8 protein-coding genes are annotated in these 16,325 nt (G+C 48.5%); 3 read left to right on the forward strand and 5 right to left on the reverse strand.

The window, feature by feature from the left end; translation table 11 throughout:
• Positions 1-184: 184 nt before the first annotated feature.
• Complete coding sequence (locus MHB37_RS26470; protein WP_405168691.1) at positions 185-1,690, reverse strand: PLP-dependent aminotransferase family protein; 1,506 nt, start codon at positions 1,688-1,690, stop codon at positions 185-187.
• Positions 1,691-1,834: 144 nt separating this feature from the next.
• Between MHB37_RS26470 and MHB37_RS26475 the strand changes: the two genes are divergently transcribed.
• From MHB37_RS26475 to MHB37_RS26485, 3 genes are all read left to right on the forward strand, one after another.
• Positions 1,835-2,452, forward strand: a complete 618-nt coding sequence (locus MHB37_RS26475) for a pyridoxamine 5'-phosphate oxidase family protein (protein WP_339244829.1) — start codon at positions 1,835-1,837, stop codon at positions 2,450-2,452.
• 111 nt (positions 2,453-2,563) lie between these two features.
• Positions 2,564-3,865 (forward strand): aminotransferase class I/II-fold pyridoxal phosphate-dependent enzyme, encoded by a 1,302-nt coding sequence (locus MHB37_RS26480; protein ID WP_036679816.1) that lies wholly within the window; start codon positions 2,564-2,566, stop codon positions 3,863-3,865.
• 150 nt (positions 3,866-4,015) lie between these two features.
• Positions 4,016-4,135 (forward strand): YjcZ family sporulation protein, encoded by a 120-nt coding sequence (locus tag MHB37_RS26485; RefSeq protein ID WP_212592220.1) that lies wholly within the window; start codon positions 4,016-4,018, stop codon positions 4,133-4,135.
• A gap of 524 nt (positions 4,136-4,659) precedes the next feature.
• Here the strand turns inward: MHB37_RS26485 and MHB37_RS26490 are convergent.
• From MHB37_RS26490 to MHB37_RS26505, 4 genes are all read right to left on the reverse strand, one after another.
• On the reverse strand, positions 4,660-12,504 hold the full coding sequence (locus MHB37_RS26490; protein ID WP_405168692.1) for a glycoside hydrolase family 3 N-terminal domain-containing protein: 7,845 nt from the start codon (positions 12,502-12,504) through the stop codon (positions 4,660-4,662).
• A gap of 261 nt (positions 12,505-12,765) precedes the next feature.
• Positions 12,766-13,986, reverse strand: coding sequence for an ABC transporter permease (locus MHB37_RS26495; RefSeq protein WP_076141980.1), 1,221 nt, complete (start codon positions 13,984-13,986; stop codon positions 12,766-12,768).
• Position 13,987: 1 nt separating this feature from the next.
• Positions 13,988-14,734 carry an ABC transporter ATP-binding protein gene (locus MHB37_RS26500; protein WP_076184752.1) on the reverse strand — a complete coding sequence of 249 codons (747 nt, stop codon included), beginning with the start codon at positions 14,732-14,734 and terminating at the stop codon, positions 13,988-13,990.
• Positions 14,731-16,239, reverse strand: coding sequence for a DEAD/DEAH box helicase (locus MHB37_RS26505; protein ID WP_405168693.1), 1,509 nt, complete (start codon positions 16,237-16,239; stop codon positions 14,731-14,733). The genes MHB37_RS26500 and MHB37_RS26505 overlap by 4 nt, the downstream gene beginning before the upstream one ends.
• Positions 16,240-16,325: the final 86 nt, after the last annotated feature.

Below are 16,325 nucleotides of genomic sequence, written 5' to 3' on the forward strand. Positions count from 1 at the left end.
ATCCGCTTTGTTTTGTTAGCAAAACTTGTCTCGTAAGCATCCGCTTAGTATTCTCAGCAAATCTGCTCTTTCTGACTTCGCAGTGTCTATATAGTTTTGTTTAGCTTAATCTACTCCGAGTTTCTTCGTCAAAATTCGCAAGCATTCGGTTAGTTTTGCATTTCATCTTCTTTATCATACCTTGTCATGTTGCATTTTGTACATCTTCCCACGCCAGATGCAGGCTTGTTATCCCTTCCTCCAGCTCCGCGGCATTCAGATGGGCAAAAGAAAAACAAGCGGCCGGCGCTCCCGGTGATAGCTGATATAACGCGGCATCTCTAAAATCCGTGCCGCGCCTAAGCGCTGCCGCTCGGAAAGCAACAAACTCTTCGCTGCTGCGCAGCCAGCGGGCATATACATGCAAGCCCGCATCACCAGGCAGCAGCTCGAAGAGCTCCTTAAGCCGTTCCGACAGCAGCGTCCTGAGGATTCGTCCGCGTTCACCATAGATGCGTGTCATCCGGCGCAGATGACGGCCATAGCCGCCTGTATTCATGAACCTCGCCAAGGCTCGCTGCTCCAGCAGCCCTACCGGCAAGGGCTCATATAGCGCCTTGGCGGCGATAGTCGGCTTTACTAAAGAGGGCGGAAGCACTGCAAAGCCGAGCCGCAGGCCTGAAAACATCGTGTTTGAAAAGGAGCCCACATATACGACCCGCTCTTCACGATCCAGTGCTTTTAAGGGCTCGATAGGACGCCCAGCCCAACGGAACTCACTGTCATAATCATCTTCAATGATTACTGCATGATGCCGCTGCGCCCATTCCAACAAGGTTCGGCGTCGTTCCAAAGGCAGTACCACACCCGTAGGAAATTGACGGCTCGGCGTAACAAACAACAGCCGGGCATCCCAATCCTCCGGAATAAGACCGTTGCCATCCAGCTCCCCTGCCAGCAATCGGCCTCCTGTGATCTCTACGGCTCGGCGAATCCCGTGAAAGCCCGGGTTCTCAACGACCGCTGAGCCTTCTGCATCCAGCAGCAGCTGCGTCAAAATAACGATGCCTTGCATCGAGCCGCTGAACAATACGATATACTCTGCATCCGCGCGAATCCCGCGGGTAATCCGCAGATGTGCAGCGATAGCTTTCCGAAGTCCTTCATCGCCTTGAGGTGGACAAGTGCTTTGCAGCAATCCACCTTCCTTCCCTCCGGCATAAGAGAGCGCACTACGCCATTCGGAGTATGGAAAATGTTCCATCCGCATACCACTACTCTGGAAGCTCACTACTTTCTTGTTACTCTTTTCATAAAAGGGTATCGGGCGCGCAAGCAGCCGCTTTCCCCATGCCGAGATTGGAATCGTAGTCTCGCTTGCACAATCTCCTCCAGCAGCATCTGCGACTTCACTCAGAGCCCGATTCTCACCGTCACTGCCACTGGTAGCTGAAGCAAAGCTATCTTCCGATACGAATGTCCCCCGCCCCGTTTCAGTCCTTACATAACCATCAGCGAGCAACATTTCATACACCTGCGAGACCGATCCGCGTGACAGCTCATAGTGCTTAGCAAGACTTCGTGTAGACGGCAGCGGAGTGCCTCCCGGAAGTGTTCCTTCCAATATTCCTGCGCGAAGCGCGTGATATAACGCTAAATATTTGTAGCGGTGTATCGCCAGATATTGATCGTATGCCAGCGTGATATTCATCGTTATCCTCCTTGACCAGCAAGTGGTCCATTAAAAACTATCTTAATTGGTCCTTTTTAATTGTCAACCACTCTACTATTCTTTAAAGAACATTTACATTGGTGCAGAAGCTCTAGACTAAAAAAGAAAGAGGACGTGATCCCTATGCGCAGAAAAGAATTTAAAGTAGATCAGGAGGAAGAATTGGTCTCTTTTCTAAACGGAATGAGTTTTGGTTTTCTCGGAACAAGCGATGAGCAGGGGCAACCGCGGGTGACACCGTTGAATTTTGTATATACAGATGGTTGTTTCTATTTCCACGGCAGTCATGCTGGTAGCAAAATGAAGTCGATCCGCAATCAGCAGCAGGTCTGCTTTACGGTAGCGGATGAGTATGCCCTTATCCCGTCTTATTTTAGCGATCCCGAGCTGGCCTGCCCAGCAACCGCCTATTTTAAAAGTGTGACCGCCTACGGCAAAGCCGAACCTGTTGAAGACATTAGTGAAAAAGCCAGTGTACTCTCCTTATTTATGAAAAAGCTCCAGCCCGAGGGGGGTTATGATTCCATCGATGCAGAGGACCCTAAATATCGTCCCCGTCTAAAGGGAGTTGCCGTTGTGCGCATTACCCCCGAGGAGATCACTGCGAAGTTTAAGTTTGGGCAAAACCTAAAAGAAGAAGAGCGCTCCGGCATCATTTCCGGCCTGTCTGAAAGAAATAATCCGCGTGATGAAGAAACGATAGAAATGATGAAAAAATACTGCCCTTTCCACGCCGAATGATATTTTTTAAAAATCGTATCTTTCCAAGTGACGGTTGCAATTGGCGGTGATATAATGTTAGGCAATGTTAACAGTATGTTATCCCCAAAGAACCCTGGAAGGATGAAACTGATGAATCCACTAGCTGGACAATTAAACGAAAGTATCAAAGCAGGAAATGAACATGTGTATGATATGCTCTCTACGCTTGGCAAAGAGATTTACTTCCCAAAAGAGGGCATCCTGAGCCAATCCGCTGAAGCAGGAGCTCACGCCAAGAAATACAACGCAACCATCGGTATTGCTACTGAAGGTGGCGTACCTATGCACCTCGGCGTCATTCAGGATAAACTCTCCGCTTACAGTCCTAAGGATCTTTATAGTTACGCCCCTCCGGCAGGTAAACCAGAGCTGCGTACTGTATGGCGTGAAAAGATGCTGCGCGAAAATCCATCGCTAGAAGGTAAAACCATCAGCAATCCCGTTGTAACCAATGCCCTGACTCACGGGCTTAGCATTGTCGCTGACCTCTTCGCAGAGCCAGGTGACGCGATTATCTACCCGGACAAGAACTGGGAGAACTACGAATTAACCTTCGGAATCCGCCGCCATGGGGAGACCGTTAACTATCCGCTGTTCACAGAAGAAATGACTTTTAACAGTGCAGGTCTGGAAGACGCGCTGCTTGCTCAAAAAGAACGCGGCAAAGCGATTGTACTGCTGAACTTCCCTAACAATCCTACCGGATATACTCCAGGGATTAAGGAAGGCGATGAGATCGTTGCAGCTATCCTCCGTGCGGCTGAGGAAGGCATCAACGTTGTTGTTGTAAGTGATGATGCATACTTCGGGCTATTCTTTGAGGATTCACTGAAAGAATCGCTGTTCGGCAAACTGGCTCATCTGCATCCTCGTGTGCTTCCAATCAAGATTGACGGTGCAACCAAAGAAGAATTTGTCTGGGGCTTCCGTGTCGGTTTCATCACTTATGCCTCGGAGGACAAAGACCTGCTGGCAGCATTGGAGCAAAAAACACTAGGCATCATCCGTGCCACCATTTCCAGCGGTGCGCATCCTTCGCAGACCTTCGTACTAGACGCCTTGAAGTCGCCGGAATTCGAAGCACAGAAGGAAGAGAAGTTCCAGATCATGAAAGGCCGTGCGAATAAAGTAAAAGCACTGCTGGATAGCGGCAAATACGGCGAGGATGTATGGACGTATTATCCCTTTAACTCCGGTTACTTTATGTGTCTGAAGCTGCATACTGTTGCGGCTGAAGATCTCCGGCTTCATCTGATTCATAATTACGGACTAGGCACTATTGCTTTGGGTGAAACTGATCTACGTATTGCCTTCTCATGTATCGAAGAGGAACAGCTCGAAGATCTTTTCGATCTTGTATACGCAGGTGTTCGCGATTTAGAAAAAGCCTAACTGAACTTTATATAGCTTACAATCAGCTCCGTTTTCACGGAGCTGATTTTTTTTGTACACGAATCCGACATTGGCCTATACACGCCCCACTCTCCGCACATACAATACGATGTACTCAAGTACAACACACACACCGAAAGGGGAATGAACATGAGCGAAGAAGTTAGAGGCGGATATGGATGTTGTGGAGGTGGCCCATTCACTAGCACTGGCGCCATCCTGGTTCTCTTTATCTTGCTGGTTATCATCAGCCGTTCACTTTTTGTCTAACCATTAATGACAGTCTCGGGAGAGAGCTCTAAGCTCTTTCCTATTTTCAATCCCTTTTTTTACAATAGACGTGGGTGTCCAGTAGGTCATGATAATGGCTGCTGTGACGTCCGCGTCTTTTTTTAAAATTCCACCTTGGTCTAAGCACCAACCGCACCAACCTTCGTTACCTCAGATCACATTTGCCGCACAAAAGCAGCTATCGGACACCGCAGACCCTAAAGGCAGTATAATCCCATATTTGGTTTCCTTACGGACCCCAAAGCCGTTATTGGCATGCCAAACCCCAAATATGAACCTCTTCATAGGGAATAACGCCACTGGTGTCCGAACTTCCCCGATAAAGGTTGTATATTTGCAAATAACGTCAACTGGGTCCGTAAGCCTCAGGGGATAATTATGATCGGCGGCGGAGGTGCGGGCTTAATGTAGATCCAAACCACACCTTAAAAAGGCTGTCGCAAACGTAGAAAATCTACGGATGCGACAGCCCAAAAGCTAAAAGTATCTTTACAGCTGATGTATTACAGATTGTACAGGTTGTAGATCAAAACCGCTGCCTCTGCACGGGTGGTAACACCTTGTGGATGAATCCGCAAGCCGTCTCCCTTGATCAGGCCAGCACGTATTAGTGCTGCCACACTGTCACGTGCAAACGCTGATACTTGCTGGCTATCCGTGAAACGGGTCATTGAAGCTCCGTTGCCGGCTGGAAGCTGTCTGCCGGCTGCTGCAATCGCTTTTGCAGCCAATGTCATCATTTCCTGCCGCGTAACAGAAGCGTTAGGATCAAAGCTTCCATCTGGACGACCAGTGGCGATCCCCAACTGCTTCGCTATAGCCAACGCTTCATATCTGTAATCGCCAGGCTGCACATCTGTGAAGCTTTCTGCACTAACGCCTTCCAAGCCAAGCGCTTTTATAAGCAGGAGCACAAAATCTCCCCGCTTCACTTCCGCTTGAGGCACAAATTGATCCTCTGTCATTCCGTTGATGATGCCTTTGGAGCCAAGCACCTCAATCGCATTGCGGGCCCACTCAAATTTACCGATATCCCGGAATGTCTTCTCCGTAAAGGTGATACTGTACGTACCAGAGAGAATTCCTGTAAAGGAAACCATCCCTGTAGCAGCGATATATCTGCCACTTGGAACAACCGTTGGAATCCCCAACGGATTCAGACTATGAATCGTTATATGTCCTTCTTTACCGCGTTCTTCTGATCGTGGAATATACGGTAGGGACACCTTAACCCGCATGTCAGGACTGTTCCATACGGCTTCCTTGCCATTGATAGTTACGCTCAGTTTAAATTCTGGACGAGAATCTGAATCCACCTTGGTTATCGTAATTACCCAAGGGGTTCCTGCCTCTTTTGCCGCTTGTTTCAGCAGACTACCTGGCAGCTCCAGCACACCAAATTCAGTATGAACGACCAATGAAGTCTTATCATCTGCAAAGATTATACCGTTTGGCAATTGCAGCTCATAACCCTTAGCTTTAGCTACTGCCGGTATATCAACAGTAACCGCTGAAGTTGCTCCACTTAAGCCTGCTGTAGCAGCCTTTTTCAAGCTCTCCAGGTCTACACTTGCTCTCGCCGCACCGGTATTACTGTTCAGCACTGGTGTTGCTGTAAGGATGGTGCTGCCGGTTACACTGCCTGCATTTCCGCTTGAATTCCCCCCTGTTGTTCCGCTGTTGCCACCACCTGTGGTACCCCCGCTTCCGGAAGTTGGTGCTGTCGTTGGCCGAGTAGTCGGTTCAATGGTTGGACTTGGGGTTGGTTCAGGCGTTGCTATTGGTGTAGGTGTTGGATCAGGTTTATCCGCAGAAACAATATATTCAAAACTGGAAATATCACTTGGCTTCCAGCCCTCTTTTACAGCAATCGCCTTAATCGTCTTGCTCTTGCCTACATAAATCACTCCACTATACAGTTCGCTGGCTGCTGTAGGTACAGTGCCATCCAACGTGTAGTGAATAGACGCTCCAGCTGTAGCTGTAGTTAACTTCACGGCAACCTGCCCTGTATAAGTTCCCCCGGCAGGATCAGCCTGCGGTGCAGACACCGTTTTCATATCAACCACTCCGCTGATCACATACGTGAATGGAGCTACAAAACTGTTCTCCATGCCCTCTTTTACCGCTATCGTACGAAGAACTGTGACTCCTGCTGCGTCAATAGTTCCGGTATAAAGTGGACTGTCTGCTGTAGGCAATGACCCATCGGTTGTGTAATGAATCTCTGCTCCTGATGTCGCTGTAGTAAGGCTGATCGTTTGTAATCCGCTGTAAGCTCCCGGTTTCAAAGAAGAAACGGGTAAGGAAACCTTTGAATGAATCGGCTGCTCTCCTTCTTCCGTCCGTTCCAGCGTAAACCAATCTAGATTGGCACCGTCATTATTGAAGCTCATCCGTACTACCTGTTTTCCTTGCGCAAGTTGTACGACACCACTCGCCAGCGTGTAATTCGACCATCCACCTGTAGTAGGCATAGGCACTGTTGAGAGTTTTGTACCCTTTACAGATAACGTAGTGCTTACCCCGCCTTGTGCTGTAGCATATCGATATACGATTTTATAAAATCCGGCTTCAGTAATATCAAGGACATAATCCATGGAACCCCCTGCAACGGTAAACCCTACATTTCTAAAGTCCAGCACACCGCCAGTCATGGTACTCTGAATTCCATTGGGTGTAGCATCGTAATAATTCTCGGCTTCCACCTTTAAAGAACCAGCGCCATCCATGATTTCTTCAGTATAAGGTTCTATTTGAATACCACTGAGCTCGTATCCTGCTGATCCAGCTTGCAGGCGCAGCTTCTGTTCACCCGCCTTCAATTGAAGAACGGTGCGTATGCCAACGGTTTGCGAGTAAAGATTCGGCACATCAACGGTTCTTAATGTCTTCCCATCCTCCGTTTTATAAATAATGCCCTTAGGAGCACCATTCGCGGAAGTCGCGGTAAGCGTAAAAGCATAGTTTCCATCCTGCGGCACATTTACCCAGTAATCGATGCTGTCTCCAGCATCAATGCCGGTCAGCTTCGCTCCGCTGCCTTGACCGCTGACTGTGATCCCTTGCAGCTGGTAGAATTGATCCAGTGCGTTCAAGCTTGTGACTTCTATAGGTGCTGTAGCACTAGTTGTTCCTAAGAGCTTAACCTCCGCACGCAGCACGCCGCCACCACTTGAATCGGCATAAGCATTTGCTGGCACATTTACGGTAAGCTGCAAATCACTATAATACGGGGTATGATCATTCCAGGCCAGCGTCAGCTTCACATGGGTAGGGTCAAGTAAGGCAGCTGCCCCAATACTTACATGCCCCTGATCCTTACCTGGGCCCGAGACAGAAATGCTCTGAATGGCATCAGGATTAAATGTCCCTCCTGAAAGGCTGACTACCAATTCATTCCCGTTCACTTGATAAGGCAGAGTACTCGGAGAAAGACTGATGCTCTCTTCGTCGTTGATTGCTGTAACTATAAGAGGCAATTTCAGAACATGTACGCTGCCAAAAGACTGATTTGATTCTGTCTGATACACATCAGCGGTAACCGTAAGAATACGATCCGTGTCGAAATCAATAATTCGCGTACCCGCTAATACGACCTTCGCTGTATAATCATCCACCCGGTATACGCTATTGACAACTGTACCTTCGTAACCTTCAATAGACCAATAAGCGGTGTCCAGTTCAGGTGCATATTTGTCATTTACTAGCTTGACGATAACTTCTGCACCCTCCTCATTTCCTTCTACCAGAGCAGTCTCCGATTGAAGCGCGGGGCCGATTGTAAGCGACTGCAGATGAAATCCTGCTCCATTTACTTTCATGGTCAGCGTCTGCTCCCCGGCAGGCAAGGTTACCGTTCCATTAGCTATTTGCCAATTGGACCATCCCCCCGTCTTCGTCAAAGCATAAGTAGCTGCCGTTACCGTTACTCCATCCTCTCCCGTCAGCAGTTCCAGCTCTGCATCATCCTGATTAGTAGCATAGGAGATCAGGAGTGGGTAGGTACCGCTGGCAGGTACATTAATCTTGTACTTCACCCAATCGCCGGGGTCAGTATAACCCACTGCACCACCCGTTACTAATACACCTGAAGCTGTCGTGTAGTCTTGCCCTTGAAGCACAGCAGGAAGCTCATGTGATCCGGAAGGTGCTTGGCGTAAAGCTAATGAACGGATATTATAACCGTTCCCGTTCGTCTTCAAGGTGAGCTTGTGAATGCCCTTGTTCAGAGAGATCAAGGATTGATAATCTGCAAAATCGGTCAGACTCTCCGTCTGCTGCACAATTGGAAGCGTAGCAATGACCTTACCATCTTCACTAATCTCCACCGATTTTCCGGCGCCATCGCTGAATTGAGCGGCATGCTTAAATTGAAGTGAATATTCACCGCTCTCTTTAACATCAATCACATAGTCGAAGGTGGACGATGCGTCTGGCGAGAACCCGCCAATATAACCCTGCTCATTCACAGTGTAAACCCCTTGCGCTTCTTCAAAATCAACAGCATTCACTACACCCGGCACCGCCTGTATACCATTCAGACGTTCCCAGCTATAAGTGCCCACTGATTTCGCCGGCAGCACAGCACTAATTTGCGCACCGTCCACTAGCAATTTAAACGGCTGTGGATCCGACGTCTGGTTGATTACTACCGTCACAATCTCTTTTCCATCCGGACTAGCAAAAGCTACGTTCGTTACAGTACTGCTTGAGCCGTAGTCACTATCAATCCGCACGTACCCCGGTTTAACGAATTTTGTATATTGGCCCATCAGATAATATTCTGGCAGCAGCCAGTAATGGTTACGGTCTCCCGAATCCTGCACAATCGGGGTTGGGTCTGGCGTTCCGGTCCACTGATGGGAGGCAATATCACTGTCCAGCATCGCTACCCAGGAGTTATAGCTGCGGGCCCAATTACGGAAATATTGAGCAATGCGGTCTGCGCCTGAGGTACCCCAGACTGCGCGTTCGGTCAAATATACATTTTTGTCAGGATAGAGATTATGGAGTTGGGTCATCAGACCAAGGTCACCGCCATAATCATGAAAAGCAGTTCCGTCCACCGCATCGTAGGCACCTAATTCAGGATTGCCTAGGATTTGTGCTGGATAGGCCATCGTGTCACCAGGATTATGATCAAATGTCCACAGCTTCACGTCTTTGAAACCATGTTCATCTAATTCCTTCCGCAGCAGTTTAGCCAGCTGGGCTTCTTGCTCCCACGGCATTTTGGTGCTTGGATATTCAATTTCCAGCAAAGGTTCATTCTGCAAGGTCAGGCCTTCAAAGGTAATTCCCAGCTTCTCGTACTCCTGTACGAATTTAAGATAATATTTGGCCAGTACAGGCAGATATTCATCCTTCACTTGGCCTTTGATCATACTGTCTGTAGTCTTCATCCAACCGGGCGGGCTCCAAGGTGAGGCAAAAAACTTAATATCCGGATTGATGTTTTGAATTTTTTTAACCGTGCTGATGATATGGTAGTCAATGTCCTTTTGGATGGAGAAATTCTCCAAATTAATGTCGGTTTGTCCTGGAGGCATATCATCGTAGGTATAAAATTGTTTATCTGTAAAGTCAGCCGTCCCAATCGTCAACCGGAGCATACTCATTCCGATCCCCGATACAGGATCAATCATTTTCCGCAGCAATTCCTCCTGCTTCGCCTCAGACATCTTCGCCAGATTATTGACCGTCGATTCCTCCATGGAGGTACCGATCCCTAGAATAGATTGATATTTCCGGTCAGGATCAATATGGAGCTCTGTACCTGCCTTCACGTCGGGAACCACAATATCCAGCTTCGCCTGCTCTTCCAGCTTCAAATCACCCTCTTGATAACGGTCAGCATAATACCATTTCCGATCGGAAGGATCTCGCTCACTCGATACCCAGGAGCTAACTACATCTGACTTAATAACATGTTTAGTGCTTTCCCCGCCATCTCCGGGATTCGATGGATCTACAGGAACATCACCTGTTCGAGTAAAGCTTACCCAGTTCAGGTTGATATCCCCACCGGTAAATTCCAGACGGATCTTTTGCAATCCTCCCTTCTTAAACACAACATTTTCTACAGCTTTCGTCTGCCAATTCTGCCAGCCACCTGTTGAGGTCACGCTTAATGTTCCTAGCTTAGTTCCCTCTGCTGATTTGATGTTGACGCCTGTAGTGCCACTATTAACGGAATAGCGGAAATCGGCTTGATACGTACCTGCTTGCGCCACATTCACGTTATATTCGAGCCACTGTCCAGCCGAGGTATAGCCGACATTGAGACCGCCACCTATATCCTGCGTATTTTCAGTTTGCAGTCCTGCGCTTTTGTTCAAAAAATCCTCTGCTTCAATTTTGCCGGGAATCGGCAGGGAAGGAATCTCTGGAGCTTCCGGATCGACAGGAGCGGTTGGAAGCTTTGGTGTTTTCTCATTTTTGGTCAAGCCATATCCCGTTTTGAATAACACATTTGTACTGTTATTGTCTGCCGGATAATTGTTCAAAGTGAATGGCCAACGAATCGGATTTTTGCCTACAAAATCCTTAGTACCAAATAACACATCAGCTACTCCAGCACCCTCTGTGCCTGGTAGCCAAGCTGCCACAAGCCCATCCCAATCTTCCAATTGGCTGGCTATCGTCATTGGACGTCCAGACACCAGTACAACGATAAGCGGAATATTAGGATCAGCAGCACGTATATTCGCAAGTGTCGCCAGATCCTGCTCATCCAGATTCAAGCTGGTCCGGTCGCCATCGGTCTCGGCGTAAGGTGTCTCACCGATAACAGCGATCGCCGCATCATAACCCGCAGCCCCGCGCCCATTAAGGTTATATGTGACCGTTGTAGAAGCAGGAACAGCCTCCTTTATCCCTTCGAGGATCGTCGTGCCTTCAGTTATATTGCCCGACTTCCCTTGCCAAGTGATCGACCAGCCGCCGGCTTGGTTACCGATATTATTAGCGTTTTTACCCGCTACGAATATTTTATCCATCCCGCTTAATTGCGATAGAATTGGACTTCTATTTACCTCATCGTTCTTCAAAAGAACAAGCGACTCCGCCACAGCTTGGCGGGCTAATTTGCGGCTTTCTGCTGAGCCAAAAGCACTCAACAGCTCCGGTTCGCTTTTGGGATGCTCGAACAATCCTGAAGCGATTTTGACCTGCAGGATACGTTCTGCCGCATCATCTATGCGCTCCGTAGAGATTTTACCTTCGCCTACAAGTTCTGTGATGTACTTAATCGTATCCTTCCAAACGGTCGGCATCATGAACATATCGACTCCGGCGTTTACGGACACATTCAGCTGGTTCTTCAACCCGCTAACAGCTTTGCCCTCGCTATCCACTGTGATTTGCTGCACAGCGTTATAATCCGAGATAACGATACCGGTAAAGCCAAGTCCGCCATTTTTCTTGTCACCCTTCAAAACATCGGTCAGCAAATGTTTATGGGCATGCATTTTAAGACCTTGGATGCTGTGATAGGAGGCCATAACCGTCTGCACCCCTGCGTCTACAGCTGCTTTATAAATTTTCAAATCCTTATCCATGATCTCTTGCTCGGTATATTTAGTGATGTTGCCTTGATTTACACCATTATCCGTATAACCTTCACCTAGATAATGTTTTGCAGTTGCCGTGATTGTATCTGTCCCTGCCAATGCAGCAGCAGTCCGTCCTTGCAGACCAAACACATAAGCCGCACCTAGTTCTGCTGAGATATCCTGATTATCACTAAAACCTTCATAGGTTCTACCCCATCTTGCATTATGAGGGGAGGCTATCGTTGGGGCAAACGTCCAGTTCGCTCCTGTTGCGGCTACTTCCTTAGCAGCAGCTGCACCAATAAGCTCAGTCAATGCGGGATCATTAGCAGCCCCTAGACCAATATTATGCGGAAAAAGCGTCGCGCCTTTGACATTGTTATGTCCATGCACCGCATCCACCCCATAGAGCAGCGGAATGCCTAATCTGGTAGACAATGCACCATCCTGATAACTATCAATCAAACTTCTCCAGTTATCGCGAGTGCTGTCACTTTCTTTTCCGTTAGGGAATGAGCCTCCCCCGCTGAGTACAGAGCCAAGAGCATATTTCTGTACCTCCTCAGGTGTGACGGCAGCTCTTTCTGCTTGAACCATCTGCCCAATCTTCTCTTCCAGCGTCATTCGGGATAATAGATCCGCAGTGCGCTCCTCCACACTTTTTGTGGGATCATAGTACACTGGAACTCCTGCGGCATCCGCTGCGGCCCGCGGTATACCCGCCTCAAGCACATTCAAGAATAAGGATGATAGTAAAAGCGCCACCATGAATATTGATAATCTTCTTTTCACGCCTGAATCCTCCCCCAATACTGTTTTGTTGGTACGGATGACTACGCCTATGAATGGAAGCGTATACATGATGTAAGATACAGGCTTATTATGCTGGAGCCATCTGGTAAAAGACATACAGCATTTTTTAAATACTCTGTTCCGTTTTTGCAAATTTAAGGACTTGCCCGCTCAAATTATGCTTCCAGCAAAAAAAGGCTCTCTCATTCGTAGAATTTCTCTACTGTGAGACAGCCTTTTTATTGTGAATATGAAATTGCCTTACAGATCGTCGTCATCCAATCGTGCCGCTTTGCGGGACAAGTATCCTTTAAACAGAAAGACTACCACAATACCTGCCGCTAAGGTAAAGATCACTGGCATCAGACGGTCACCTATGGAAGCTAAGAAAGGTAATCCAAGAACCAATGCCACAACCAGATGCGCACGGAATACAAATTGTGTTGTGTTGTCCGCCTTACTGCCTTCAGGAAAAGGATATACTGTCAGCCAAAAAGACTCGCTATGCAATTTGCGGAGTGCCGACAATTGAACACCAATGATAAACAGGAAGAACAAATAAATTCCGGTGCCAAAGTAACTATCACGGTTCCACCAATTCAGCAGCAGAGCCAGCACCGATATCCGCATAATGATTCCAAAGATATCGCCCCGGGCAAAGCTTTTGGTCAGCAGATACCGATAAGCAGTATCCTTGCGCCAAGGCAGCTTAGCGCCCCATTTGGAAAGATAACGGCGGGAATACACCCGTTGCTCACGGCCCGGCACATCCACGAACCAGCCCAGAACCATCAGCGCACGTGCACCTTGATTGTTTTCCATGGCGATCAGTCTTTCCCATGGCACAGCGTGACGTCCGGGCACAGACAGTGCAGCAAGATAGGCTGCTGCCAACAACACCATAAATATCAGGCTCGGGCCGGCAGGCTGCCACAACCAAGCAGCAATAATCAAACCTCCAACTGCCCAGCGCAAGAAAGCATACACACCTGCCATCGGACGTGACAGCATAGCTATCTCTTTCCATAATCCATAGCTCGCGATCAGCTTCACAGCAATCAGGATCAACACTGTAAATAAAAGTCGCTTGGGAGAATCATCTGTACGTATGTACAACGGCCAAAGGGTGATCAGTACAAATAACAAACGAATGATCTTCCACACGTTTCCACTGACCCAGGACGGTGCAAAATATTCCTTCATGCGGTGACCCTGAGGCAGCAGAAAGATCGTATCCGGGGTCTGCAAATAGGTTCGGAAGCCGCTATGCACTGTCGCAGGCAACAGTAGTGCTAACATAATCCAGCGAATGGGAATGCCTTCAGGTACATTTTGTAGCAGCGATGTATACCAAGCAGAGAAGACGATCAACACGAACAGGAAGACCATGGCTACGCCGCTTTGAATGATATATCCCACATAAGGAAGCATACTTCCCATGAATCGACCGCGCCGCGTGCGCCGCAGCTCTTTCAAATCCATATTATTTCCCTCCCTGAACCAGCTCGTAGAACAGCTGCTCCAAAGTCAGCCCCTGATGCCCGGCAGTTGCCGCTATTTCCGCCAGCGTGCCTTGTGCAATCACCTTACCTTTATGCAATACAATAAAACGGTCGCAATAATTCTCTATTGTGGAAAGAATATGAGAGCTTAACAGAATCGACGATCCAGAGTTCTTCAGATCCATCATGAAATCAAGCAAGGAGCGGATCCCTAGCGGATCCAATCCTAAAAAAGGCTCGTCGATGACATATAATGCAGGTCGTGCAACGAAAGCGCACATGATCATAACCTTCTGTTTCATCCCTTTGGATAGATGGGTCGACAGGGTGTCCATCTTATCCTCCATATGGAACAGCTTGGCAAGATGCGAGGTGCGGGATTCATAATCCTTTTGATCTACCCCATAAGCTCTGGCAGTAAATTCAACATGCTCACGAACCGTCATTTCGTCATACAGTAGCGGCGATTCCGGTACAAAAGACAACGCATTATTGTATCCAACGGGATCTTCAGCACGCGTCTTGCCTTGTACGGTGATATCGCCCTTATGGGGCGACATCAATCCTAGAATATGCTTCATCGTCGTACTTTTTCCTGCTCCGTTTAAACCAATCAATCCAACCATTTCGCCAGGCTGCACCTGAAGTGCAATATCATGCAGCACTGGCTTATTCAGGCTGTACCCACCACTGAGACCCGTAATTTGCAATACGGGAGCATTAATCATTGACCGTCACCTCTCGGAGTTTTGTCTTTCAACCACTTTGGAGCTCCTTTATTTTTACGGTTCTTCTCACGTTCCGCATTGCTGCTGCGTTTGCTCCGTGCAGGAGTCGCATCTCCGCGTGCTCCTGCAGAAGGATTCGCGCTGCGCTGTGAATCGCGCTGTTGTTCTCCGCTTGTTGTTTCACTTGTGTTAATCGTAGCCATTCTTTTGGCAGGCGGTGTACCTGCTCCAACGGATGGCGACTGAACATTGGAGGCTCCAGATGTGCTAACAGGCGGCTTGCCGCTGCGTGGAGCGGATCCATCACGGCGTTGCCCACTGCCTTCATTACTCCGTCCCCGTCCATTGTGCAAAGCGCTGCGTGCTTCATCTGCTGCAAGCACCTTACCACCGACCATCTCCCGCTCCTCAAGCGCAATATCCAATTCGCGGGCGAATTTCCGCATGATAAAGGTCTGTTGCTCTGTAACAATTGTTACAGATAAGCCGCGGCGTCCCATCCGTCCGGTACGGCCTGCACGGTGTACATAATGTTCAGAATCAAAAGCCGGATCGTAACTAACTACCAAAGAAAGATTCTCAATATCCAGTCCTCTGGCAGCTACGTCACTGGCAACAAGCACACGAAATTTGCCTTCCCGGAAACCTTTTAATACATTGCTGCGCATTACCTTATCGGCATCTCCGTAAAGTGCTGCCGCAGTAAGCCCAAGATGATTCAGCTTAGCCTCAACCTCGGCAATATCATCTGTAGCATTCACGAACACAATCGCTTTATCGGGATTGTAATGGCGAATCACCCGGCGCAGCATGTCCATTTTGTTACGCTCTTCAGCAACAACATAATGATGCTCCAAGCTTTCAGCAGTCATTACACCTGGAGCAATCCCAACCTCTGCCGGATTCTTCATTTCACGATTAGCCAGCGCTTTCGTCTCTGGTCCGATCGTTGCCGACAGCATAACAAGCTGGCGTGAACGCAGCGCACTGCTGACAATTTTTGTGACTTCGCCGGCTCCGCTAAGCTGGAACATTTGGTCCGCCTCATCCAGAACAATAGTACTGACTTCATGCATCTTCAATTTACGAAGGCCAATCAGCTCGCGGATCCGCCCAGGTGTTCCCACAACTAGCTGTGGATGCTCACGCAGCTTGTCAATCTGGCGTTTGATTGCGGCCCCGCCAATAAGACCCATAACTCGGATTCCGCGCTGTTCACCATAACGTTCCGCCTCGCGTAAGATTTGCATCGCCAGCTCCTGTGTAGGGGCGAGCACCAGCTTTTGGACCACCTTCTGCTCCGGATTAATCGTTTGAAGCAGCGGCAATAGATAGGCCAGCGTCTTACCCGTTCCAGTCTGGGAAGCTGCAATAACATCTCTTCCCTCTAGTAGAAGCGGTATTGTCTGCTCTTGTACCGGGGATGGAGCGTTAATGCCGAATTCCGACAACCGGGCAATGAGGTCTTCCTGAATGCCGATAGCCGCAAAAGAAGCTTTATTCATAAGTGTAATTCATCCTTTTCGCTTGAGATAATATCTTCATTATATGCCAAAAAGGCCTCTCCACCAAATGGAAGGCCAATAAAGCT

The organism is Paenibacillus sp. FSL H3-0286, assembly GCF_045040705.1.
Lineage (GTDB): Bacteria > Bacillota > Bacilli > Paenibacillales > Paenibacillaceae > Paenibacillus_AQ > Paenibacillus_AQ odorifer.